28 protein-coding genes and 1 pseudogene are annotated in these 23,219 nt (G+C 69.2%); 13 read left to right on the plus strand and 16 right to left on the minus strand.

Annotation, left to right across the window (positions count from 1 at the left end):
- Entirely contained in the window at positions 1-1,131 is a 1,131-nt protein-coding gene (locus tag NE235_RS14765; RefSeq protein WP_252802987.1) for a sensor histidine kinase, read from the minus strand.
- 117 nt (positions 1,132-1,248) lie between these two features.
- Here NE235_RS14765 and NE235_RS14770 point away from each other — a divergent pair, with 117 nt between their 5' ends.
- Positions 1,249-1,665, plus strand: coding sequence for a YchJ family protein (locus NE235_RS14770; RefSeq protein WP_252802989.1), 417 nt, complete (start codon positions 1,249-1,251; stop codon positions 1,663-1,665).
- A gap of 123 nt (positions 1,666-1,788) precedes the next feature.
- Positions 1,789-2,211 (plus strand): YciI family protein, encoded by a 423-nt coding sequence (locus tag NE235_RS14775; RefSeq protein WP_252802991.1) that lies wholly within the window; start codon positions 1,789-1,791, stop codon positions 2,209-2,211.
- On the opposite strand, the gene NE235_RS14780 is transcribed toward NE235_RS14775, so the two are convergent.
- Positions 2,178-3,047 (minus strand): DUF6745 domain-containing protein, encoded by an 870-nt coding sequence (locus NE235_RS14780; protein ID WP_252802993.1) that lies wholly within the window; start codon positions 3,045-3,047, stop codon positions 2,178-2,180. The genes NE235_RS14775 and NE235_RS14780 overlap by 34 nt on opposite strands.
- A 157-nt stretch (positions 3,048-3,204) precedes the next feature.
- On the opposite strand from NE235_RS14780, the gene NE235_RS14785 reads away from it, so the two are divergent.
- The gene (locus NE235_RS14785) at positions 3,205-4,272 is read left to right on the plus strand and encodes a helix-turn-helix transcriptional regulator (protein ID WP_252802994.1); all 1,068 of its coding nucleotides are present in this window, start codon (positions 3,205-3,207) and stop codon (positions 4,270-4,272) included.
- A 158-nt stretch (positions 4,273-4,430) separates the two neighbouring features.
- Here NE235_RS14785 and NE235_RS14790 read toward each other — a convergent pair whose 3' ends face one another.
- Positions 4,431-4,784: a VOC family protein gene (locus NE235_RS14790; protein WP_252802996.1), complete on the minus strand. Its 354-nt coding sequence runs from the start codon at positions 4,782-4,784 to the stop codon at positions 4,431-4,433.
- 154 nt (positions 4,785-4,938) lie between these two features.
- Here NE235_RS14790 and NE235_RS14795 point away from each other — a divergent pair, with 154 nt between their 5' ends.
- Complete coding sequence (locus NE235_RS14795) at positions 4,939-5,667, plus strand: methyltransferase domain-containing protein (protein WP_252802998.1); 729 nt, start codon at positions 4,939-4,941, stop codon at positions 5,665-5,667.
- Between the two features lie 113 nt (positions 5,668-5,780).
- Here the strand turns inward: NE235_RS14795 and NE235_RS14800 are convergent, their stop codons facing one another.
- The 4 genes from NE235_RS14800 to NE235_RS14815 all read right to left on the minus strand — a co-directional run bounded on the left by NE235_RS14800 (position 5,781) and on the right by NE235_RS14815 (position 8,037).
- A complete protein-coding gene (locus NE235_RS14800) occupies positions 5,781-6,005 on the minus strand; it encodes a hypothetical protein (RefSeq protein WP_252803000.1) in 225 nt (74 codons plus the stop codon).
- Between the two features lie 116 nt (positions 6,006-6,121).
- Positions 6,122-6,664, minus strand: a complete 543-nt coding sequence (locus NE235_RS14805; protein ID WP_252803002.1) for an SMI1/KNR4 family protein — start codon at positions 6,662-6,664, stop codon at positions 6,122-6,124.
- A 69-nt stretch (positions 6,665-6,733) separates the two neighbouring features.
- Positions 6,734-7,306: a PH domain-containing protein gene (locus tag NE235_RS14810; protein WP_252803004.1), complete on the minus strand. Its 573-nt coding sequence runs from the start codon at positions 7,304-7,306 to the stop codon at positions 6,734-6,736.
- A 107-nt stretch (positions 7,307-7,413) separates the two neighbouring features.
- A complete protein-coding gene (locus tag NE235_RS14815) occupies positions 7,414-8,037 on the minus strand; it encodes a TetR/AcrR family transcriptional regulator (RefSeq protein WP_252803005.1) in 624 nt (207 codons plus the stop codon).
- Positions 8,038-8,129: 92 nt separating this feature from the next.
- On the opposite strand from NE235_RS14815, the gene NE235_RS14820 reads away from it, so the two are divergent.
- A complete protein-coding gene (locus NE235_RS14820; RefSeq protein ID WP_252803007.1) occupies positions 8,130-9,566 on the plus strand; it encodes an MFS transporter in 1,437 nt (478 codons plus the stop codon).
- A 77-nt stretch (positions 9,567-9,643) separates the two neighbouring features.
- On the opposite strand, the gene NE235_RS14825 is transcribed toward NE235_RS14820, so the two are convergent.
- Positions 9,644-10,564 (minus strand): DMT family transporter, encoded by a 921-nt coding sequence (locus NE235_RS14825; RefSeq protein ID WP_252803009.1) that lies wholly within the window; start codon positions 10,562-10,564, stop codon positions 9,644-9,646.
- Between the two features lie 48 nt (positions 10,565-10,612).
- Here NE235_RS14825 and NE235_RS14830 point away from each other — a divergent pair, with 48 nt between their 5' ends.
- Entirely contained in the window at positions 10,613-11,179 is a 567-nt protein-coding gene (locus tag NE235_RS14830; RefSeq protein WP_252803011.1) for a TetR/AcrR family transcriptional regulator, read from the plus strand.
- A gap of 73 nt (positions 11,180-11,252) precedes the next feature.
- On the opposite strand, the gene NE235_RS14835 is transcribed toward NE235_RS14830, so the two are convergent.
- Positions 11,253-11,834: a TetR/AcrR family transcriptional regulator gene (locus NE235_RS14835; protein ID WP_252803013.1), complete on the minus strand. Its 582-nt coding sequence runs from the start codon at positions 11,832-11,834 to the stop codon at positions 11,253-11,255.
- Positions 11,835-11,928: 94 nt separating this feature from the next.
- Between NE235_RS14835 and NE235_RS14840 the strand changes: the two genes are divergently transcribed.
- Positions 11,929-12,807, plus strand: a complete 879-nt coding sequence (locus NE235_RS14840) for an aldo/keto reductase (RefSeq protein WP_252803015.1) — start codon at positions 11,929-11,931, stop codon at positions 12,805-12,807.
- Between the two features lie 326 nt (positions 12,808-13,133).
- Here the strand turns inward: NE235_RS14840 and NE235_RS14845 are convergent, their stop codons facing one another.
- From NE235_RS14845 to NE235_RS38160, 5 genes and pseudogenes are all read right to left on the minus strand, one after another.
- The gene (locus NE235_RS14845; RefSeq protein ID WP_252803017.1) at positions 13,134-13,493 is read right to left on the minus strand and encodes a hypothetical protein; all 360 of its coding nucleotides are present in this window, start codon (positions 13,491-13,493) and stop codon (positions 13,134-13,136) included.
- Between the two features lie 83 nt (positions 13,494-13,576).
- Positions 13,577-13,813: an effector-associated constant component EACC1 gene (locus tag NE235_RS14850; RefSeq protein ID WP_252803020.1), complete on the minus strand. Its 237-nt coding sequence runs from the start codon at positions 13,811-13,813 to the stop codon at positions 13,577-13,579.
- A gap of 80 nt (positions 13,814-13,893) precedes the next feature.
- Positions 13,894-14,112 (minus strand): annotated as a pseudogene (locus tag NE235_RS14855) (dihydrofolate reductase family protein); the annotation flags it as partial.
- Positions 14,113-14,170: 58 nt separating this feature from the next.
- Positions 14,171-15,745 (minus strand): cellulase family glycosylhydrolase, encoded by a 1,575-nt coding sequence (locus NE235_RS14860; protein ID WP_252803022.1) that lies wholly within the window; start codon positions 15,743-15,745, stop codon positions 14,171-14,173.
- An 893-nt stretch (positions 15,746-16,638) separates the two neighbouring features.
- Positions 16,639-16,998: a beta/gamma crystallin domain-containing protein gene (locus NE235_RS38160; RefSeq protein ID WP_252803024.1), complete on the minus strand. Its 360-nt coding sequence runs from the start codon at positions 16,996-16,998 to the stop codon at positions 16,639-16,641.
- Positions 16,999-17,300: 302 nt separating this feature from the next.
- On the opposite strand from NE235_RS38160, the gene NE235_RS14870 reads away from it, so the two are divergent.
- Both NE235_RS14870 and NE235_RS14875 read left to right on the plus strand, forming a co-directional pair.
- Positions 17,301-17,633 carry a hypothetical protein gene (locus NE235_RS14870; RefSeq protein WP_252803026.1) on the plus strand — a complete coding sequence of 111 codons (333 nt, stop codon included), beginning with the start codon at positions 17,301-17,303 and terminating at the stop codon, positions 17,631-17,633.
- A gap of 38 nt (positions 17,634-17,671) precedes the next feature.
- Positions 17,672-18,493, plus strand: a complete 822-nt coding sequence (locus tag NE235_RS14875; RefSeq protein WP_252803028.1) for an alpha/beta hydrolase family protein — start codon at positions 17,672-17,674, stop codon at positions 18,491-18,493.
- A gap of 110 nt (positions 18,494-18,603) precedes the next feature.
- On the opposite strand, the gene NE235_RS14880 is transcribed toward NE235_RS14875, so the two are convergent.
- Positions 18,604-18,939: a GNAT family N-acetyltransferase gene (locus NE235_RS14880; protein WP_252803030.1), complete on the minus strand. Its 336-nt coding sequence runs from the start codon at positions 18,937-18,939 to the stop codon at positions 18,604-18,606.
- Positions 18,940-18,954: 15 nt separating this feature from the next.
- A complete protein-coding gene (locus NE235_RS14885; protein ID WP_252803032.1) occupies positions 18,955-19,635 on the minus strand; it encodes a RibD family protein in 681 nt (226 codons plus the stop codon).
- 648 nt (positions 19,636-20,283) lie between these two features.
- On the opposite strand from NE235_RS14885, the gene NE235_RS38165 reads away from it, so the two are divergent.
- From NE235_RS38165 to NE235_RS14905, 4 genes are all read left to right on the plus strand, one after another.
- Positions 20,284-21,111, plus strand: a complete 828-nt coding sequence (locus NE235_RS38165; protein ID WP_252803034.1) for a DUF6597 domain-containing transcriptional factor — start codon at positions 20,284-20,286, stop codon at positions 21,109-21,111.
- A gap of 123 nt (positions 21,112-21,234) precedes the next feature.
- On the plus strand, positions 21,235-22,185 hold the full coding sequence (locus NE235_RS14895) for an NAD-dependent epimerase/dehydratase family protein (RefSeq protein ID WP_252803036.1): 951 nt from the start codon (positions 21,235-21,237) through the stop codon (positions 22,183-22,185).
- Between the two features lie 30 nt (positions 22,186-22,215).
- Entirely contained in the window at positions 22,216-22,608 is a 393-nt protein-coding gene (locus NE235_RS14900) for a pyridoxamine 5'-phosphate oxidase family protein (protein ID WP_252803038.1), read from the plus strand.
- Between the two features lie 9 nt (positions 22,609-22,617).
- Positions 22,618-23,214 (plus strand): dihydrofolate reductase family protein, encoded by a 597-nt coding sequence (locus tag NE235_RS14905; protein WP_252803040.1) that lies wholly within the window; start codon positions 22,618-22,620, stop codon positions 23,212-23,214.
- Positions 23,215-23,219 lie beyond the last annotated feature (5 nt).

The following is a 23,219-nucleotide window of genomic DNA, read 5'->3' on the forward strand; positions in this document are numbered from 1 at the left end:
CTACCCGGTTCGCGGCAGTACGGCGGTCACGGTCCAGCCTCGGCCGGGGCCCGGGCCGGCCTCGCAGGTGCCGCCGAGCAGGCCGGCGCGCTCGCTCATCCCGATGAGCCCGTAACCCGGCGACGCGTTCGGGCGCACGAGACCCGTGTCGCCGTCGTCGCTCACGCACAGGCGCACCGACGTGTCGTCGGCGGCGACGCTGACCTCGATGCGGGTGGCGTGGCGGGCGTGCCGCCGGGCGTTGGTGACCGACTCCTGCGCCAGCCGGTAGATCGCCGCCGCGACCGACGGCGGAAGGTCGCCGAGGTCACCCGCGACCCGAACCGTCACGGCCGGGCCCCCGCGGCCCTGATCCGCGAGCCCTTCGAGGTCGGCGATGTGCGGGCTCGGCGCCAGCTCCGCGGGCCGGTCACGACGCAGGGCACGGACGATGGTGCGCATCTCGGCGAGGGTGCGCGACGCCTCGGCCTCGATCAGGTGAAGCGCGTCGGTCGCGGCCTCCGGATGCGACGCCGCGGTCGCCAGACCCGCCTGGGCCCGGATCGCGATCGCCGAGACGTGATGGGCGACGGTGTCGTGCAGGTCGCGCGCCAGGCGTTCGCGCTCAAGCAGCTTGACCTGGTCGAGCTCGCGCATCCGCGCGCCGGCGCGGTACCGGAACGCCCCGCCCACGGCCATGGCCGCGGACAGGACGGCGACGACGGCGACCGTCTCGGCGAGGCCCGTGTCGCCGGTGACCAGCGAGAGGAGGACCTTGCCCAGAATGATCGCCGCCCCGACGGCGGCCTCCCGCCCGGACCCCCACCGGAACAACGCGTACGGCAGGAGGATCAAGAACACCATCGTGTACAGCCCCGGCGGCTTCCCGCTCGTCAGCAGCGCGGACAGGGCACAGGCGACGAAGGCGAACGCGACCACCGGCAGCGGCCGGGTCCGCCGCCACAGCAACGTCGGCGCCAGCCCGACGGCGAGAATCACCGAGAGCGCCCGCCATGGAACCTCCGGCCGCACGACCCCTTCGAGCACCGCGACCGGCACCAGCACGCCCACGAGCGCCCAGTCCCGCCACACCCGCACCGGCGGGTCGGGGGGACGAGGCTCCTGCCACACGGAACGGACGAGACCGGGCACCGCACCATCGTACGAGCGACGGCCCGGCTCCTGATCAGCCGAAAGTACGAGACGTACGCGGCTCGCGGTCCTCCGCGCCGGTCGCGGCGGCGTCCGCGCCGCGACACAATGGCCGGCATGACTCAGGACGGCCCGGACGCAACGAGCTGCCACTGCGGCCTGCCCGCGCCGTACGACGACTGCTGCGGGCGTTATCACCGCGGCGACGCGAAGGCGCCGACCGCGGAGCGGCTGATGCGCTCGCGGTACTCCGCCTTCCGCGTCGGCGACGAGGCCTATCTTCTGCGCACCTGGCATCCCTCGACGCGGCCGCCGCACATCGACTTCGACGAGACGCTGCGGTGGGAACGCCTCGAGGTGCTCGGCACTACCGGCGGCGGCTATCTCGACACCGAGGGCACCGTTCACTTCCGCGCCCACTACGTCGTACGGAACCGCCCCGGCCACATGGAGGAGAACAGCCGTTTCGTCCTCCAGGAGGGCGCCTGGCTGTACGTCGGCCCCCTCACCCTCCTGCCGCGCATCGGGTCGTAGAACTCCTCGGAAAAAATCGTGCCGGGGTGTCGATTCCCCGTGCCATCGTTCGACGCGTAGGTGACGGCCGGTCATCGTGTCCGGAACCGACCGGACCCGGCCCGAGACGACAAGGGAGCAGACATGCGATTCCTGCTGATGCACCGCATCGACGAGCGCGCCCCCGAGGCCTGGAACCCCAGCCAGGAGTTCATCGAGAAGATGGGCGCGATGATTCAGGACTGGTCCGAGCGGGGCATCCTGATCACGGCCGAGGGCGTCCACCCGTCCGAGAAGGGCTCGCTGGTCCGCAAGGACCGGGGTGCGGCGACGAAGGTGACCGACGGGCCGTTCACCGAGGCCAAGGAGGTCATCGGCGGGTTCGCGCTGATCAACGCCGAGGACCGGGCGCAGGCCGTGAGGTACGCCCAGGAGTACGCCGACCTGTTCGCCGAGATCGAGGTCGAGGTGCGGCAGGGGGGCGCGGGCGGCGCCCGGCCGAGGAATCGTTCTCGTCCCGGCCCGCCGGCCGGTCAGGTCAGGAGCGGATGCCACCCGTCGCGGTAGCGGACGCCACCGCGGCGGAGCCGTACCTCGTCGTGCCGGGCCCCGGGGACCGGTTCGGTGAGGACCAGTTCGGGTCGTTCGACGACGACGCACACGTCCTCGCCGGGCCACCACCAGCCGCACGAGCGCGCCAGCGCGGCCCAGTCGCCGAGGTGGTCGAGCGCGTCCGGCCCGTACGAGGCCAGCCCGAGCCGGCGCAGGGTGTCGTAGTAGGCGACCCACGCCGCGTCCTGCTGCCCGTACCAGCACACGGGCACGGGCCCGCCGCCGGCGAGGGTGTTCCGGACGGGGACGCGGAAGCCCTGGGCGAGGCTCCGGTGCAGCGCGGCGAGGACGCCCTGATGCAGCACGACGCCCAGGGGAACCCCGGCGTCGAATGCCCGCGACGGCGGCAGCTCGGGCCAGGGTTCCTTGTTCTTGCCTCTGCGTACCGCTGACAGTTCGGGGTCGGTGTGCGCGACACCGGCGCTGAGCGTGCCGCGCAGCTGCGCGGCGGCCATGGCGAGGTCACTGGCCAGTGGGGGCGTTCCCCGCTGCCGTGGATCCCGGATCCGCGCGTACAGCGAATCCAGGGTGGGCAGGCCGGTGACGAACGACATCGCCTGTTGCGGAGAGTCCACCCAGTGGAACCGTGGGCGCGGGCGCAGGATCCTCGCGTAGATCCTGGTCAGATGGTGCTCGGCGGCCGGCCGGTCGGCCGGTCGCGTGGACAGGCCGGAGGCGAGCCACTCTCGCCGGATCTCGGTGGCCTCCTGCCAGAGGCCGAGGGTGCTCCTGATGCGGAGGCCGGCCTTGAGGGGTTCGGCGGCGTCACTGCGCCGCGCGGGCGCGATCAAAGCGCCGGGGCGTCGCCGCCCTTTCGGTTGGTGATCATGCCTCGATGATGGCCCGCGCTCCCCGGTCCGCGCAACCCGCGACGTGAGTCACCATGACCGGCACGCCAGGCCGGGTACAGGACAGACTCCGCCCGGTATTCGCGGCAGACTTCACGGTATGACCCGACCGACCGCCCGGGTGCTCGCCCTGCTGGAGATCCTCCAGGCCGGCGGCACCCGCACCGTCGCCGACCTCGCCGACCGGCTCGGCGTGGACGAGCGTACCGTCCGGCGGTACGTCGACCACCTGCTCGACCTGGACGTCCCGGTCCGGTCGGTACGCGGCCGGTACGGCGGGTACCGCCTCGCGCCGGGGTACCGGATGCCTCCGCTGATGCTCACCGACGAGGAGGCCCTCGCCGTACTGCTCGGCCTGGTCGCCGGCCGCCGGGCCGGGCTTGTGACCACGTCCGTCACGGCGCTGGAGAGCGCCGCCGCGAAGGTGCGCCGGGTGCTGCCCGAGGCGCTCGGCCGCCGGTTGGAGGCACTGCTGGCGACCGTGGAGTTCACCGCTCCGTCCCGTACCGTGACCACCCCGGAGACGGGCGTGCTGCTGGTGCTCGCGGAGGCCGCGCGGCATCGCAGGCCGGTCGCCCTCGGCTACACCTCCTGGGGCGGGCGGCGCAGCGAACGCACCCTGCAGCCGTACGGGATCGTCCTGCACTCCGGGCGCTGGTACGTCACCGGGGCGGACTCGGCCAGCGGTGAGGTGCGCACGTTCCGGCTCGACCGGATCGAGTCCGCGACGGCGCTGCAGGGGTCGTTCGAGGTGCCCGAGGGGTTCGACCCGACCGCCCGGGTGCTGTCCGGACTCGCCGAGGTGCCGTACCTGCACGAGGTGTCGGTGCGGATCCAGGGCTCGGCCGAGGAGGTTCGCGCCCGCCTCCCGGCCGGCATCGCGACGGTCGAGGACCTCCCGGCCGACGCCGCGCCGGACTCCGTCGACGCCGCGCCGGACTCCGCCGACATGGCTCGTGACCTGCCGGAGCCCTGGGTACGGGTCCGGCTGCGGGCGGAGCGGCTGGAGTGGGTCGCCGCCCTGCTCGCCTGGCTGGACCGCCCGTTCGTGATCGAGTCTCCGGACGCCCTGCGCGACCTCGTGCACGCCCTGGCCCGCCGGCTCGCCGCCTGCGCCGACGCCGGCTCGGAGGCGGAACCCCCGCCGGCGCGGCCGGACCGCCCGTGACCGCGTTCCCGCGTCAGGCGACCGCGGCACCGGCGGAAGCGACCTGTTCGTCGGCTTGGGCTCGCTGAACTTCGCCCTAGGCAGGGGCTCGGCGACGACGACGAGCGTGCTGCTCCTCTGGCAGCGAGGCACGGTGCCGCGCCGGTGCGCGGCACCGGTCAGGCGGGCTGCCACAACTCGATCCGATTGCCCTCAGGATCGGTGACCCAGCCGAAGCGACCGACGCCCTCCATGTCCTGCGTTTCCGCGGCCACGTCCGCGCCCTTGGCGCGCAGCTGCGCGAGCATCGCGTCGAGGTCGTGGACCCGGAAGTTGAGCATGGTCCGCTGGGCGGGCGACCCGAAGTAGTCGATCTGGGAGTCGAACGCCGCGAACACCGTCGGCCCGGCCTCCTGGCGCCACCGGCCCTTCTCGTCGGCGTCCAGGCCGAGGCAGTCGCGGTACCACGCGCTCAGGGCCGCCGGGTCGTCGGCCCGCATGAAGTACCCACCGATTCCAAGCACACGTTCCATGCCGCCATCGTGCCAGGACGGCGATCGAGCGGTCCGGTCCGCACCATCGCCCGCGTCACCCCGCAGGCCGTATCCGGCATTCGGCACGACCTTCGCCATTCCGATGACCGCAGTCGGGTGGATATCGTCCGAGAAGTCCGCCAAGGAGACCAGGGTGACCGTGTCAGCAGAGCTCGCCGAGATCCACCAGTGGTGGGCACAACGATCCGGCCTCACGAGCCGGCCGACGGCCTTCCGGATCGCCGGCAGCGCGTACGACCAGGTCACCCCCACCGGCGTCGACAACCCGTACTGGGAGATCGTCCGGCAGCTCCCGGCGGTGCGCGAAGCGGGGCGGGCCTGCCCCGACGGTTTCGCACGCGGACTCCCCGTCGGGCATCACCTGCTGACCAAACGCTATTCCTGGGCGATCCCCTCACCGGGCGACATCACCTGGCTCATCCGGATCCTCCACGGACGCGGCCTGGTCGAGATCGGCGCGGGCTCGGGCTACTGGGCGTGGCAGGCGGCACAGGCCGGCATCGACGTCGTCGCGTACGAGCCCGTCAGCCCCTCCGCCAACGGCTACACCGACGGCACCGAATACTTCGCCGTCCGGCGAGACGGCCCGGCCGCCGCCCGGCACCATCCCGACCGGGCGCTCCTGCTGTGCTGGCCATCTCATGACGACTCGTGGGCGACCGACGCCCTCCGCGCCTACACCAGCGACCTACTGATCTACATCGGGCAGGGCGCGGGCGGCCACTGCGCCGATGACGGCTTCTTTCAGCTCCTCGCCCGGGCATGGACGCCGATCGCCTCCAGCGGCCACCACGTCACCTGGCGGCATACCCCCAGCACGATGACCGCCTACCGCCGCGGGACCGGACCGCGGCCGCGGTGATCGCGGCCCGACCGGACGACCACCCGGTACGCGTGAGGCCGCCGGCGCGGGCATGCCCACGACGACGGCAGGAGCGTCGGCGCAACGCCAAGGGGGGCGTGGCGCCGAACGTCTCACAGTTTGACGAGCTTGGCGTACGGCGCGGGGATCCGCTCGATGTGCGAACCGAAGTCCACCATCACGGCGATGCCTTCCTCGACACCGGTGACCACACCGAGACCGTACCGATCATGGCTCACCTGGTCCCGCAGAGCGAAGTGCTCGACGGGCACGGCGACCGGGGCTTTGAAGGGACTGGTGGGCAGGTGACGCCGGGTCGCGGCGTGGGAGCGTTTCATTACGCACCAGTATGCGCCATGTCGCCGATCGGCGCCCGCACGAACCCCCAACCGAGTCCCAAGTACCCGTACGAGTGTGGACGGCGGCTTCACGAACCTACGAAGCGGAGTTCCGCTCACCGGCACATCGCGGCGATACGCTCCGCGAAGTCCGGGAACTCCGCTCGCGCCGCCGCCACGATCTCCGCTGCGGGGCGGTGTCTCCCCGGCGCGTGCCGCTCAGCGATCACCCGGAACGCTTCGTTCGGCTCCGTCTCCTGATCTGGGTCGGTGAAAGCCTCCATCGGCCCGAACCCGTCCGCGAACAACCAGAGCAGGTCGCCGAGGTCGCGGGCTATCACGCCGCACTCGCCCTCGGAATCGATGTAGATGACAGGCTGCTCGGTGATCGGGGCACCGGGCCGGACCAGCCAGAAGCCGGCGTAGTCGCCCGACCCCGTACTGCCGAAGAAACGGAATTCGCCGCCGTCGACCTCTGGGTTACCGGTCCACAGACGGAACCACCACGCGGTCTTCTCGGGCGCTTCGAACCGTTGGTACGGCTCGAAGTCACAACCGCGGGACTCGTCGGTCTCTTCGTCGTACTCCCACTCGAAACCGACCTCTGCCACCTCGGCCAGGGCAGTTGGCAAGGCGAGGTTTTCAAGTGTCTCCGTCACCCCCGAGAGACTAACCGCCTCACAACCGACGATTCCGAATAACAACCGCAATGGTGACCGTACGCTCGCCTATCCCTTCATGGCGACGCCGAGCACGATGACGACGACCGTGATGAGCACCCCCAGGACGAGACCGGCCACTTGGGGCGTCACCCGGTGCCGCACCCGCTTCGGCGGCTGAACCCGCGCGGCCGGGTCCGTGCTGAACTCCCACCAGGTGACCACCCGCTGGAAATTCACCGGAAAATCCGGGTCAGGGTATTGAGTGCTGTCCTGGAGCGCCGGCAGTGAGCGGCGCCGCCCGTTCGCGAGGGTGATACGAGCCACGCGCGCCGTCCCATGATTGTTCTTGGTCTCGCGTACCTCGATCCACCGGATCTCGTGCCAGGGATGAGTACGCCCACGCCCGATACCCCAGCAGATGGTTATTCCGGCCGCCCCGACCGTGGTCGAGCTCCGGAGCATCATGGAGATGCCGAGACCGACCAATAGCACCGTCCCGCCCAGCAGCCAGCAGGTGCCCACGGCGCCGAGTCCGGAGAAGGAGACGGCTCCTTCGATGACCAACCCGAGGCCCAGCGCCGCGACATGCGGCCAGGACGGGTGATACCGATCTCTCCCCCGGAAGCTCAGCTCGTTCACGGAGCGCACGCTACATCTCCGGCCCTCGAACGGACGAGTTGCCCCTGACCGGCCGCCGTCCGGCGTCGCTCCTGCTCACGGACGCATCGAGAGCTTCTTGATCGCTCCTACCTGGCCGACCGGCGCACGTAGGCGCCCGCTCTGGTCGCGCAGGCGGCAGCGTGGGCGCTCTCATCGGCGACGGTCTCGTTCAGCGGGTCGCCGCTGACCAGGAAGCGGTAGTACAGCGGGGCGGAGACCGCGCGGACGACCTCGGAGGCGTCGGTGCCCTCCGGCGCCTCGCCCCGCTCCACCGCCTGATCGACGCAGGGGGACCACTCGTCGATGCGGGTGGCATAGAAGCGGTGGAGCGCCTCGGCGGTGCGCTGGTCGGTGGTCGCGGCGGCGATCACGGCCTTGAACAACACGCCCTGGCGCTCGTCGGTGAGGGTGCGCACGACCAGCCGGGCGTTGGCGCGCAGGTCACCGTCCAGTGAGCCGGTCTCGGTGCGCGGGACGGACTGCTCGGCCATGTCCACGAGCAGGTCGGCGACCAGCACCTGCGGGGTTCGCCAGCGGCGGTAGACGGTGGTCTTGCCGACCTCGGCTCGGCGCGCGATCTCGGCCAGGTCGACGCCGTCGAAGCCGCACTCGATCAGCGCGTCCTCGGCGGCGCGCAGCACCGCGGTGCGCACCCGGGCGGTCCGCCCGCCGGGCCGGAGCATGCCGGGAGCGGCTCCCTCATCGGTCATAACGGGACTCCAGTTTCATTTGCGCGAATCCTCTGCTACCGTCATCGCCATCCTAACGGAACTACAGAACCGTTAACTACTGGAGGACTCCCATGGCCGCACCCACCACGGCCCTTCCCACCGCACCCCCACTACGGATGGTCGGCCGCGAACGGCTCCTGCTGACCCTGCTGCTCGGCGCCCAGTTCATGGTCGCCGTCGACTTCTCGATCCTGAACGTCGCACTGCCCGAAGTGGGCGCGGGACTCGGCTTCTCGCTGGCGAACCTGCAGTGGATCGCCACCGCGTTCGCCCTGGCCGCCGCCGGATTCACCCTGCTGTTCGGCCGGGTGGCCGACCTGGTCGGGCGCAAGCGGCTCTTCATCGGCGGTATGGCCGTCCTCGGCGCGGCCTCCCTGCTCGGCGGCCTGTCCACCGGACCGGTGATGTTGCTGACCGCCCGCGTCCTGCAAGGCCTGGCCACCGCCGCCGTCACCCCGGCCGGACTCGCCCTGCTGACCACCGCGTTCCGGGAGGGGCCGCTGCGCGAACGCGCACTCGGCCTCAACGGCGCACTGATGTCGGCCGGATTCACCGCCGGCGCGATCCTGGGCGGCCTGCTGACCAGCCTGCTGTCCTGGCGCTGGGCCTTCCTGATCAACGTGCCGGTCGCCGCTCTGATCGTCGCGCTCGCCCCCCGCATGATCGACGATGACCGGTCGGGCGACCGCCCCCGCCTCGACGTCCCCGGCGCCGCGACCGTCACCGCCGGCCTGCTGCTGCTGGTGTTCGGCCTCACTCAGGCCGGCGAGCACGGCTGGACCACCCCCGCCACGCTCGTCGCGCTCGTCGCCGGCGCCGCGCTCATGGTCGCGTTCTGGTTCGTCGAGCGGTGGGCCGCCGAACCGCTCGTTCCCACCGCCCTGCTCGGCCGCCGCACGGTGGTCTGGGGCAACCTCGCCGGACTGATCGCGTTCGTCACCGAGACCTCGCTCGTCTTCCTGCTCACCCTCTACCTGCAGAAGGTCCTCGGCTACTCGCCACTGGCCACCGGCCTGGCGTTCGGCGTCCTCGGCCTCGGCACCCTCCTGGGCGGCACCCTCGGCGGACGCGCCGTCGGCCGGTTCGGCGCCCGCGCCACCATCCTCGGCGGAGGCCTGGTGCAGGCCGTCGCCACCGTCACCCTGGTCGCCCTCGGCACCGGCCCGAGCTGGATCGCGCTACTGCTCGCCGCCACCTTCGTCGGCGGTGTCGGCAACATGCTGGTGATCGTCGCGTTCATGGTCACCGCGACCTCCGGCCTCGCGGACGCCGACCAGGGCCGCGCTACCGGCGTCGCCACCATGACCCAGCAGATCGGCATCACCCTCGGGACGCCGGTCATGAGCGCCGTCGCCACCGCCGCCATGGCCGGGCACACCGGCGCCGGAGCGGTGCTGAGCGGGGTACGGGTCGCGATCGGCGTCAACGCCGCCCTGGTCGTCGCCGGTTCCCTGCTCGCCGCCGCCTTCCTCGGCCGCGCCCGCGCCCGCGCCCGGAAAAGCTTCTGAACCCGCCCACGGCCGGAACGGGAGCCGAACCACCCCCCGTTCCAGCCTCAGCCATGTCCTGGGACCGAAGGCGTCGATCATCGGGTGGGCGTGGGTGCTCGGCCCGCGATCAGTGCCGCGACGAGCGCGAGCGTGAGCCCGACCAGGGTGACAAGGGTGAGGGGCTCCCCGAACATCACGGCGCCCCAGAGGGAGGTGACGGGTGCGACGAAGAACATCAGGCTGTTGACGGGAGTGACACCGATGCGCTGCACCAAGAACCAGTAGAGACCGTAGCCGCCGAAGGTGGCGAGCAGGATGAGCCACGCCATGGCGATCCAGAATCCGGACGAGGAAGGCGGGGTGGCGGTCCCGGTGGCGACGGCGAGGACGGTGAACACGAGGGCCGAGGTGGTGCAGTGGATCGCCAAGGCCTGCAGGGGCGGGGTGAGCACGTTCGCGCGGCGTTCGAGGATCGTGGACGCGATGAGGCTGAGCATGCCGGCGAACGGGATCAGGTAGGCCCACGTGGGGGCGTGAGCCGCGGGTGAGGAGGCGTTCGTCCAGCTGACGATCACCACGCCGGCGAGCCCGAGCACCAGACCCGCCCACTGACGCCCCACCACTGCGACGCCGAGCAGCGGGCCTACGAGCGCGCCCGCGACGAGTGGCTGGACCCCATCGACGAGGGCCGTGGTGCCCGTGCTCACCCCGAGCCCGATGGCCCAGTAGACCGTGAGCAGGTACCCGGACTGCGAGAGCAGGCCGATGAGCACGTGGCGTGCGACGTCGCCGCGCGAGGGCCGTGGGGATCCTCGCCCGAGTCGTGCCGGCACGGCCGCGAGGAGGAGAACCGCCGGCGGCACGAACCGCCACATCAAGATCGTGGTGACCGGGGCTTCGGCGGCGCCGAGCTTCGCGCCGACGAACCCCGAGGACCAGCAGAGCACGAACAAGGCCGCGAGCACACCCGTCGACCACGCTCGCAACCCGCGAGGTATACCGATCTGTATACTCATGTGGCGTCACTATACAGATTGGTATACTGCTGCCGTATCCTGGGCGTCATGAGCGACGTCATCGACTGGACCCCCAAGGCGCACGCCGTGCTCCAGGCCGCCTCGGAACTGTTCTACGAGCGCGGGATCCATGCCGTCGGAGTCGATGTCATCGCCGCACGCGCCGGAGTCACCAAGAAGACGCTGTACGACCGGTTCGGGTCCAAGGAACGCCTGGTCGTGGAGTACCTGACGGAGCGCGACGACCAATGGCGCCGCTTCCTCGACGACCGGCTGACCCAAGCCGACCCGGCCCCGCGCGGCCAGGTCGCCGCCGTCTTCGAAGCCTCCGCGGCATGGGCTCGGGAACGGGGACGGAAAGGGTGCGCCATGATCAACGCGCATGCCGAGATCAGCGACCCGACGCACCCCGCGTACGCCGTGATCGTGGGACAGAAGCGCTGGATGCTGGCCCTGTTCACCGAGCTGGCCGCCGCGGCCGGCGTCGCCGATCCCCGACAGGTCGGCGAGCACCTCATGCTGCTCCACGAAGGAGCCGTCGTGACCGCCGGCCTGCGCGCCGTCGAAAACGCCTTCACCACAGCGGCCGTCGCCGCCTCCGCTCTACTGAACTGAAGCGCCCCGTCTTCGCGGACGACCGCTCAGAGCGACGGCGTGCCGGATCGCCACGCACTCCACGGCCCGGTGGTCAAGCGGGTCCGCCGGCGAGCAGGCCGTCGACGAGGAGTTGCAGCATCCGGGTGGCCTGGTCGTTGTCGGCGGCGGCGAGCATGATGCCGGCCATGCTGGCCGAGACGTCGGCCGGCTGGACGTCGGCGCGCAGGCTGCCGTCGGCCCGACCGGCGTCGAGGATGGTCGCGATGGCGCCGTTGAGGTGTTCGCGGGTCTGACCGGAGTTGATCGCACCGCTGGCGATCACCGCGCGCAGGGCTTCGGCCATGCCACGTTTGGTGGCGACGAAGTCCTGATAGCGGCGCATCCATTCGCGCATGGCGTCGGGCGGCGCGTGGTCGGCCACCAGTTGCGCGGCCATGGCGCACAGGCGGGTGAGCTCGCTCCGGTAGACCTCCTCGACCAGGGCTTCGCGCGACGGGAAGTTGCGGTAGAGCGTGCCGACGCCGACTCCCGCCTCGCGGGCGATGGCCTCGATCTTGACGGGGTCCGGGCCGGCGGTGAGGGCGCGGGTGGCAGCGTCGATGATGCGCTGCCGGTTGCGTTGCGCGTCCCTTCGCGCGCCGGGGCGTCGTTCGGACTCGGAAACCGGGATCACCTCACAAACGGAATCGCTTCCGTTTCTGCTAGGGTCGGGTCAACCAAGCGGAATCGGTTCCGCTTTCGGTCATCGTAGCTGGAGGGCCACGACCATGGGCACATCGCATGCGTACGCGTACGGAAAGCTGGGCGAACACGATGTCCTGCGGGTCGGCTTCGGCGCCATGCAGCTGGAAAACAGCGACCCCGCGGATGCCGTCAAGGTCCTGCGCCGCGCGGTCGAACTCGGCGTCGACCACATCGACACCGCCCAGTTCTACGGCCCGGTCAACGACCTGATCAGGACGGCCCTGCACCCGTACGCCGACAACCTGCGGATCGTCACCAAGGTCGGCGCGGTGACTCATCCGACCGAGCGACTGGCCGCCGCGCAGAAGCCGGCCGAACTACGGGCGTCGGTCGAGGAGAACCTCCGCGCCCTCGACACCGACCACCTCACGGTCGTCAATCTCCGCCGGGCCGACATGCCGCCGGGCATCATCGCCACCGGCGACCAGGCGGTCGACCTGGACAGCCAGCTGGCCGAGCTGATCGCCCTGCGCGACGAGGGCAAGATCGGCGGCATCGGCCTCAGCCAGGTCAGCCTCGCGCAGCTGCGGCAGGCCCTTCCGGCCGGGATCGTCTGCGTGCAGAACTTCTACAACGTCCTCACCCGTGACCACGAGGACGTGCTGACCGAGTGCGCCGCTCAGGGCATCGCCTGGGTGCCGTACTGCCCGCTCGGATCGGCCTTCGACCAACTGCCCAGCGTCACCGACGACCCGGTGGTCGTCGCGCACGCCGAGCGCCTCGGCATCACCCCGGCTCAGGCCGGGCTGGCCTGGCTGCTCGGACACAGCCCGGCCACGCTGCTGATCCCCGGCACCCGCGACCTCGCGCACCTGGCCGACAACGTCGCGGTCACCGGGATCGAGCTGGACCAGGAGGCGATGACGGCCTTCGACGCGCTGGCCCAGGACACGGCCTCCTGAGCGGAAGTCGCCACGGAAAGCCGCTCGCTTCGCTCGCTCCGTCCTCGGCGTTCACATCGGCAAGGCCGACACCGGCTTCCACAGGTGGACGATTTCGACGACTCCCGGAGCTTCTCTTCGGGCGGTAATCGGGCGTGCGTCTTGATCTCTGGCAGATGGTGCCGCCAGGGAGCAGGAAGCCCCCCTTCGGCCCCGGGAGCACCGGTCCGGAGTGCTCTCCCGCGCGAACGACGAGACGGCGTGACAGACGTTTTCGCGCCGGTGAGCGCTCCGGCTCGCGGGGGGCTGGGAGTCGCGAGACCCCCGCTCCGGACTGGTTCAACCAGCTATTCGACTTCAGTCGACTTGGCGAGCCATTTATCCATGGACTTACTTGCCGCTCTGACACGCGCCAAGCGAGCGGAAGACAATCGTCTATCTATCTCATCGAGGTCCCGACGGATGTCCTCTTTGACCTGGTCGGAGACATTAGGGTCTTCGAGCTGTTCGAGCAAAGTTCGCTTGGCCCGCTTGACCTCGAATACAAGAACCATCCAGTTCATTTGCGCAAAGCAGTAATAAATTACCGAACCAAGAGCAACCGAGACCATCGGCGAAAGGTACAGGAGGACCTGTCCCCAGGTTTTATCCGTGCCGATGTGCTGAGCGGCGGCAATCAGAGCAGTACCGCCCCCGACACCTCCCATACCCGCACTGATCGGCTTACTACGCGAGGATTGCGTGTCGGCCTTGGATCTACTTGAGCGGCCCGCCGCTGACCGAGTCCCCGTCAATTGGACGGCTCCCGATCATCAGGGAGGTCGGCTATCAGCTTCTCAATGAGCAGCCTGGCTTGTTCGGGGTCGGCCGTATTCGCCTCTACGGTGACCTCTTTATTGCCGCGGGTGATCTTGATGTGTCGAATCGAGCGTCGTGCTTCAAGCCAACTTCGAAGAGCAACTCCGAGCGCCCCAATCGAAGCAGCCCCGGCTGTAAATGCTGCAATCGCGTCAATGCCAGCCGCCACGCTCGCCAGCGTAGCTCAAGCTCGGCATGCCTGGAAGGTGCCAGGATCGTGGCTTGAGGTCATCCACTGCACCTCATGCGCGGCAGACCACGCGCCTCCCGCTCATCCCGTCGTGCGGCCGAGTTGACCAGTAGCCGGGGATTGTCCCGCCGGAGTGTCGTCGCTCCGATGAGGATCGCGTCGCTCTCCGCGCGTACCTGGTCGAACCGGTCGAAGTCGGCTTCGTTCGACAGCAGCAGGCGTTCCGGGCTCGTGTCGTCGATATAGCCATCGATGGAGGTCGCCACACTGAGCAGCACCCCGGCTGACGCACATACGAATGAGACCACGTTTGAGACGGCTCTACTGCTCGTCGGCTTACGAGCAATGGATGTTCGTCGCTCCCGGGCTGGACGGGCCGTTGGCCGTGAAGCCGATCGTCACTGACGCGTTGGGTGCGAGGGTGGGCGATTGACTCGGTGCCTTGGCCGTCCACGTGGTGGCGTTCGCGGTGACGGTCGCGTTCCACCCGCTGCCGAGGGTCACGCCGGACGGCATGGTCCAGGTGACGGTCCAATTGTTCCAGGCCGACGTGCCGGAGTTGGTGACCGTCAGCGCCGCCTGGAAGCCGCCCTGCCAGGTGTTGGTCAGGGTGTAGGTCGTTGCACACGAGACCCCGGCCGGCGGGCTCGACGTGCCGGGCGAGGTGGGCGGGGTGGTGGTCGGCGTGCTGCCCACCGGCGGGATCAGGGAGGGCCCGATGATGTCCATCTTGTTCTGGTTCACCGTGACCCAGTCGTCCTGGACGATGCCGCCCGTGTCGCCGGAGTCGGGATTCCACGACCAGTACGTGAACGACATGCCGTTCGTGCCCGAGCCCATATGGCTCATCAGCTTGGTCAACCACTGCGTGTCCAGCGGGTTGGCCAGCGTGCTGCCGAACTCGCCGACCAGGATCGGCGCGGTGTTGTTCTTGTACAGGTAGCCCCAGAAGTGGTCCCAGACGTCCGGCAGGTTGTTCGGGAAGTTCGCGTCCTTGAACCACGGCTGGCGATCGTAGACCGAGATGCCGTAGTCGTGCGCCGAGTACACGAGCCGGTTCGCCACGCTCAGCTGTACCGGGAACTGGGCCGCGGCCGCGAGGTTGCCGCCCCACCAGTCGCATTCCATCGGGTCGTCGGGGACGTTGTCCCACTGGTTCGGCGTACCGCCTGAGGGGCAGCTGACTCCCTCGACGAAGATCAGCCAGTTGGAGTTGGCCTGTAGCACGGCGTTGCCGATGCGCTGCGCGGCCAGCCGCCAGTCGCGGGCGGTGTCGCCGCAGCCCCAACAGGCGCCGGTACCGTTCGGTTCGGTGCCCTCGGCGTGTGGCTCGTTGAACAGGTCGGCGCCGATGACGGTCGGGTTGTTCGCGTAGTGCCGGGCCAGCATCTGCCAGTCGGAGATCTCGCTGGCCTCGGAGACGCTCGAGGTGTACCACAGGGCGGTCTGGCCGGCCGCCGACGGGCGGTGCCGGTCGAGGATGATGCGCATCCCCTTCTGCCCGGCGTAGTCGACGACCTTGTCGAGGATCTGCAGCGGGCTCAACCCGATCAGGTCCGGATTGCTGTCGGTGTTGATACTGGTCGCCTGCGCCCCAGAGCGCAGCGAGTCGCCGGTGAACGGCACCCGGATCGTGTTGAAGCCGAGTTGCGCCATGTGGTCGATCTGCATCCGCCAAGTGGCGTTCCGGCCGGCCCACAGCCCGTGGAAGGTGTGGTTGTCGGTCTCCATGCCGAACCAGTTGAGGCCGGTCAGCCGTACGGTCGCGCCGGTACTGTCGACGATCTTGTTGCCGCTGGTGTGCAGATAGCCGGTGCCGGTACCCGCCGCCGCGGCCGGGGTCGCAGAGGCGGTGAGGGTCACGAGCGCGGCGGCCGCAGCCGTCAAGACCGAGGCGGCCGCGGCGAGCACGCCCTGACCACGCCTACTGTGCGATCGACCCCGCCCCTTCCTGCTGGGAAGCCACCAACGGGAACGACGTGCGACGTCCATGGGGGATCCCTTCGCAGCCCGGACTCTCACCACCGTGGGAAGGAGCGGCGTCATTGTTCGATTTTCGACCGGATGCCGTCAACGACGAGTCCGCTTCCAGCCGGTGACCTGTGGCGACAGATGAAAGCTTTCAGCACGGCGGCAGAGCCCACTCCATCCCGGACGCCGGGCCAGGCAAGGTAGGCGGACAGGTGGAGAGGTAACGCGAGAGGTCATTGAACGCTTCCCAATGACGGGCACCACGAGCAGTGTCGCGTGGAAGGAGACCCCGTGCGCGTCGAGGACGGCCACGAAGTGGTCGAGCCAGTGACAGGAGACCGGCCGGCCGATCCGAACCCGACGGATACGTGTACCACCACGGCGCGGGGACCTAGACTCCGGCCGCGACGCTCACGCCGAGGGCGTCTCGCGCGACTGTGGCCGGCGGGGTCGGCGCGGCTCCCGGCCCGGCTGAGGCGAGCGGTCGGCGGATCACTACGCCGGTGGCGCGGAGGAGTCCGGCGAGCGGGCCGGTTACCGCGATCGGCCCGGCGGGAGCGCCGCCGGGCCGATACCGCCGCCACGACGGCGACCGCATGGGCGCGAGCACGACGGGAACGAAGACCCGGCGATTCTCGTAGCGCGGCCCTGGCCCCGCCCTGGCAACGCCGGCGCATGCCGACCGCAGGGAGAGCGGTGAATGAGACCAAGGATGAAACAGAACGACCCTGGGCGTCCCTCCCAAGGAGAGACGCCCAGGTCAACGTCGGAGCCGCGCTGCCTCTTCGTCCCGGACTACCGGCACGGGCGAGATCTGCTACGGCTCGCCCTATTCATTGAATAGTCACGTGGCTCGTCGACATCGGACGGTTCGGGTAAGTCACGATGTTGTTCCGCGAGATGTAAACGTCGGTGCCGTTTTGGTCGTGGATTACCACGTCGTTATTGCCGGTGGACACCTTGTCGATCCACCTTGCTTGGCCCTGCCACGGGTAGTCGGTTCCCGCATTCGCGAAGCACATCGTGTCCGAGTATCCCGAGCCGTCGTGGTACCAGAGCTGCAAGTAATCAGTAGGGCCGCACGAAACTCGGTCGATTGCGAATGCTTGCCCTGGAATGAAGGACAGGACCAGTGCGGCCGCTCCGACGGTGATGCTGGCGCGCTTGAGCGGCTTTCGAATGAAAGAAAACACTTGACCACCTCAACTCTTGATCGACTCGCCCGGTCACTTTACTGGCACCATAGGCTGTCAAGACATCGGCAACATTGCCTATTTCGCCCCCATCGGCAATCTTGTGTCGAGGGGCTGCTGTCGTAGGTTCAGCGGTAGGGCTTGGCGTCGTGTTCGTCGTGGGCCAAGACGAAGGTGGCGCTCGACGATGCCGGCGAAGGGAACCTCGCGCCGCTGGGGATCTCAGGGTGTAGCCAGCACCACCCTCAAAACGGAAGCCCGCCTGATCGAGCGTCAGGGCGGGGCCGGGCAGGATCGTGCCCGTGAGCACTACCTCGAACCGCAAGCGCCGTATCAGCGCTGTCGCCGTCCTGGGTCTCGCCGCATCAGTGGCCACGACCGGCACCGGACTCGCCGCCACGACCCCGCCGTCCACCGTGCACGCGACCGCCGCCACAGCTGCCGCCGCGCCCCCGCGGTCCTTCCAGGGCACGCTCCCCGCGCCGACCGGCCCCTACGCCGCCGGCGAAGACGTCATCCACCTCACCGACGCGAGCCGTCCCGACCCGTGGGTGCCGTCATCAGGCCTCCGCCAACTGACCGTCACGATGGTCTACCCGGCCGTCCCCGGGACGGGACTCCGGCCCCTTACATGACCCTCGCCGAGGCAGCCGGAGTCCTACAGCGCCGGAAGATGCCGGCGAGCTCCGGCGTCACCCCACAGAACCTTTCCAGCGTCACCACTCACGCCTTCGACGGCGCGCGGCCGCAACACGGCAAGCATCCGCTGGTGGTCCTCTCACCCGCGTACGAGGACCCGCGCATGGTGCTCACCTCGCTCGCGACCGACCTGGCCAGTCACGGCTACGTCGTCGCGCTCGTCGGCCACACCTACGAGGACAGCGGCGAGACGCTGGCGAACGGCCAGACGCCGCCGTGCGCGATCTGCGATGACCCGGCGCTCGACTTCGACTCCGTCGCCGCCAGCCGCGCGCTGGACGTGTCCTTCGTGATCGGCCAGTTGACGCATGGCAATACCGCGTGGCGCCTAGCACACCTCATCGACGAGCACGAGATCGGCATGGCCGGACACTCTCTCGGCGGAGCGGCGGCCGCCGCCACGATGATCGCCGACCCGCGAGTACGGGCCGGAGTGAACATGGACGGCTCCTTCCACCCGGCCCCGAGGCCCGGCCAGATCAACCGGCCGTTCCTCATGCTGGGTGCGGCCGCCTACCACTCGGCCGGCGGCGACAACTGGGGGCAGACCTGGGCCGCCCTCGGCGGCTACAAGAAGTGGCTGACGGTCGCCGGCGCCGACCACTTCAGCTTCAGCGACCTGGACCTGCTTCTGGAGGAGGCCGGGTTCCCGACGCCGCCCCTCTCACCGGAACGCGGGGTGGTGATCACCCGCGAGTACGTGACAGCGTTCTTCGACCAGACGCTGAAGGGGATCCACAGTCCGCTGCTGAACGGCCCCTCGCCGAACGATCCGGAAGTACTTTTCCAGTACTAGGGCCTGTTCGTAGCCGTATAGCTGCAGGCGGGGAATCCGTAGATCACCCAGTGCCCATGCGGTGACGGCCCGAAGAGCCGACGCAGCGGTGCCCTGGCCGCGAGCGGCCTTCACCACCCAGTATCCGAGCGAGCACGCCCCTGGCCGGCATCCCTCAACCACAGTCCGATGGCCCCGATCGGCCGGTCGTTGTGAACGCGCGCGATGACGAACGGGTAGCCGCCGCCCGTTGATGCCCGTTCCCATTGCCGCCGGACGAAGGCTTCGCCCGCTTTCTGCGAATACGCGGCGGGAACCGTTGTGATCAACGGGATGTATTCATCGCTCGACGCCTCCCGGACGAGAGGCAGATCGTTGAGCTCCCAGGGGCGGAGCACCAGATCGTCACCCGCAGTCAGGTGCGGGACCTCCAAGGGCTGAACCACGGTCGCATCCTGCCGGGACACGGGCCGGACCGCACCTCAATGAATGTCGCCAGGGAGGTAGCGCAGGAGAACGATGTCCCCGATCGTGCGGGCTTCCGCGAGCGTCATCCGATTTTCCGGCCCGTACGGGAAGTCGCCCGGGTTGACGAACCGCGGTGCTGCGGGGTCGCCGACGAAGAAGGGCGCGATGGCGAGGTGGATCTCATCGGCGAGGCCGGCGGTCAGGAACTGGGTGTGGATCGTTCCGCCGCCTTCGACCATGAGGCGCTTCACACCTCGCGCCCCGAGGTCATCGAGCATCGCCGAGAAGTCGAGGACCTCCCCGAGCCCGGCGACGTCGGTCAGGTCCCCCAGGCGCTCGCGCAGCTCAGGGACGGCGTCGTCGGGACAGTAGATGAGCTTGTCCCCACCGTGGTGCCAGAATCTCAGGTCACGGTCCAGGGCCCCGCTGCGGGTGACCGTGACCTTCAGCGGGTACGGCGGCAGACCACGCGCCTCCCGCTCATCCCGTCGTGCGGCCGAGTTGACCAGTAGCCGGGGATTGTCCCGCCGGAGTGTGGTGGCCCCGATGAGGATCGCGTCGCTCTCCGCGCGTACCTGGTCGACCCGGTCGAAGTCGGCTTCGTTCGACAGCAGCAGGCGTTCCGGGCTCGTGTCGTCGATATAGCCGTCGATAGAGGTCGCCACACTGAGCAGCACGTACGGGCGCGTGGTCATGTGCTCGATCTTCTGCCTCTCTCTTGAGGGAGGATGGCGGTGAGGTGGTCGATGGTGCCGCTAGGGAGCAGCAGAGGACAGGGATCACGGTGGTCCGCCGGCCGACTGCAACCGACAATGTAACCGCGGCGGCGGCCGTCGCGTACGCGTGAAAAGACGAAGAGGACGTCTCCCTGGAGAGACGCCCTCTTCACGGACGAGCCGCCTGTCGGAATCGAACCGACGACCTATTCATTACGAGTTCGAGTAGGAGCCGTTCAACAATGTCCGCCGAGGTACGTCCGGCCAGCTCAGACAGCTTGTCGCGTACCTCGGCGGACAGACACGTATCCGGGCTTACATACGTCGGAATGAGACCACGTTTGAGACCGCTCTACGATCAGTAAGCCCACATCAAACTGTGCAGGCCGGTGGGTCTACGTCTCATCTCTCCGGTATTTCGCCAGCGTCTGCGGCTATCCGTACAGCCGTGCCTGCCGGTCAAGTCACGGTGCTGCCACCACCGGGCCGGTCATCACCGAACCCAACCCGACGCCGAGAAGCGCTCATCGCGGCATGAGCGTGCGTCGACGGTCGCGGATAGCACAGGCAGTCAATGTTGATAGGCAGGTTTGGCAGGATGGGTTAGTGGCTGGAGAATCTTCCTATGTGGAGCGCGCGCCGATGCCCGCGCTCGCCTCGCTTGTCTCATCCGTTTGGGTCCAGCAGGTCGGCGACCGGGTCGTGACGCAGCGGCACGTGCCTCACGGTGGCGCCGAGGTGCGGTGTGTCCTCGGCGAACTGCCGCGGCTGCTCGGGCCGCTGACCGCGTCGGCGTATCACGACATACCAGCGGGAGGCACGGTCGTCGGGATACGGCTGCGTCCGGGGGTGCTGGGTGGTCTGGTCGGTATGCCGGCCGATGAGCTTGTCGATCAAGACATCGCGGGAACCGATATCTGGGACGACGTGGTCCGCCTGACGGACGTTCTCGGGGAAGCCGCCACGCCACAGGCCGCGCTCGCGGTTCTCCAGTCGTTCCTCGCGCGGTCCGTCGGTGAACTGGACCCGGTGGTGGACGAGGCGGTCGCGCGTCTCATGCCCGGATCCGTTGGCGGAACCGCTGCCTTGCCGGCGCTGCTGTCGATCTCTGAACGCCAGCTGCGACGCCGCTGCCGGGCCGCGGTCGGCGTCGGACCCAAGGAGTTGCACCGCATCCTGCGTTTCCAGGGCTTCATCGCCCGTATCCAGGCCTCGGTCGACCAGCAGGATGCCGCTGACGTCGATTTGGCACGGTGGGCGGTCGAGGCGGGGTACCACGACCAGGCACATCTCAGCCGTGAGTGCCGCCGGCTCGCGGGTTCGCCGCCTGGCGAACTGCTGGCACAGTACGGTGCTGCGTGCGGCTGTGGGCACGACCACGCTGCGTCCTATCTTCCGATGCTCGCAGGAGGAGATGGCCGTTTCGTACAAGAGGGGCGAGCGGTTCCGGCATAGCGTCGCGGTCATGCAGCTGATCACACATCGTTCCCGTTCTGGTCCCAGCATCGGCCCTGAGCCGGCGTGGACGGTCCGAGGAGCCGGGCATGGCGGACCTGGCCACTCGGTGGGAGGTTCGGCGTGATACTCGTCATCGGCGGTCTGGGGTCGATCGGGTCACACACCGCGCGGGCGCTGCTCGACCTGGGCGAATCCGTCGTGGTCACCGCGCACCGGTCGAGCCAAATGCCGGAGTTCCTCGCCGAGGAGCCGGCCGGCCGGATCGTGGTCGAGCCGCTGGACACTACGGAGCGGGAAGCCGTCCTGGACATCGGCAAGCGGCACGAGATCACCGGCATCGTGCACCTCGCGGCCGCCCGCCATGATCTGCCCGATCCGATCGAGTACCTGCGAACCGACGCCTCCGGCCTGCTGAACGTTCTCGAGGCGGCGCGGGCGTGGGGTGTGCGGCGGTGCGCGGTCGCGAGCACGATCGGCGTCTACGCGGGGGTGGAGGAGGTCCCGTGGCGTGAGGACGCCACGCTGCCGGTGGTGGCACCGCATCAGATCCCGGTGTTGAAGAGGACCGCGGAACTGTTCGCCGCGCTGGCCGGCGACAGCGCCGGGTTCGAGACGGTGAGTCTGCGGATCGGCACCATCTGGGGACCGTTGGGGTTGCCCGACAACCCGTTCTTCGCGCTGCCCCGCCTGCTCAGCGCGGCGGTCTGGGGCCAGGACGCCGACCTCAGTCCGCCTCGGCCACCCGCGTACGCCGAGGACGCCACGGACCTGTGCTACGTCAAGGACTGCGGACGGGCGATCGCGTTGCTCATGCTCGCTGAGCATCTGAACCATCGCATCTACAACGTCTCGTCCGGGCAGTTGGTCCGGTACAGCGAGGTGGTCGCTGCGATCAACGCGGCAGTGCCGGGGGCGGACATCGTCCTCCCGCAGGGCCGTAATCCCGACCGGCCCACCGACAACTATCTCGACATCAGCCGGCTGCGGGAGGACACCGGTTTCCGGCCGGCCTACGACGTCGAGCGCGCCGTCCCGGACTACGCCGACTGGCTGCGGCGACACACGCGCTAGCCCAGCCAGCACCACTAAGGAGAGCTCAACATGACCACACTCGACGCCGAGGCCCGTGCTCTGTTCGCCGGACCGAACATCGCCCACATCGCGACACTCCTGCCTGACGGCGGGCCGCACTCGGTTCCGGTCATGGTCGACATCGAGGGCGATCACCTGGTCTTCTTCACCTCACCTCGTTCGCGCAAGAGCCGTAATCTGGCGGCGGACGACCGCCTCGCGATCTCGGTGACCGACCGGGAGAACCTGGTCCGCAGTGCGCTCGTCCGCGGCCGTGTCGCCAGGCGTATCGGCGGTGACGCGGGCTGGGAGATCGTCGATCGCATCTTCTCCAAATACACCGGCGGCCCGTACCCGCGGGGCGAGGAGCGCGAAGCATTCCTCGTCGAACCGACACATGTGATCGTCCCGACGTTCGGCTGAGGAACAGAGATGGCCAGGGTCGTCATGCAGGCGGTCGTGTCGGTGGACGGCTACATCGCCCGTCCCGACGACTCGGTCGGACCACTGTTCGACTGGTACTTCAACGGCGACACCGAGGTGACCGCCGGCGCGAGCGGCTGGACCTTCCATGTCTCGCGGAGGTCCGGGGGCTACGTTCAGGCCTTCTGGGACGCCGTCAAGGTCACGGTGATCGGCCGGCACCTGTTCGACACCACGAACGGCTGGGACGGCAAGCCGGCCGCCGGGGACGAACTGGTCGTCGTCACCCACCGGCCCCTACCGGAGCAGTGGCTCGCCGACCACCAGGACGCACCGTTTCACACCGCCAGCTCCGTCGAGGCGGGCATCGCGCTCGCCAAGGACCTCGCGGGCGACGGTCTGGTTTGTGTGACCGCCGGCGACCTCGGCGGTCAGGCGTTCTCGGCGGGACTGGTCGACGAGGTCGCAATGGACGTCGCCCCGGTGGTCCTGGGTGAAGGGGTGCGGTTCTTCGGCAGCCACACCGGCACGGTGCTCCTCGACGATCCCGACCAGGTGGTCCACGGCGACCGAGTTCTGCACCTGCATTACACGGTGAAGCGCTGACCGAT

The organism is Actinoallomurus spadix, from assembly GCF_024055725.1.
GTDB classification, from domain to species: Bacteria; Actinomycetota; Actinomycetes; order Streptosporangiales; family Streptosporangiaceae; genus Actinoallomurus; species Actinoallomurus spadix.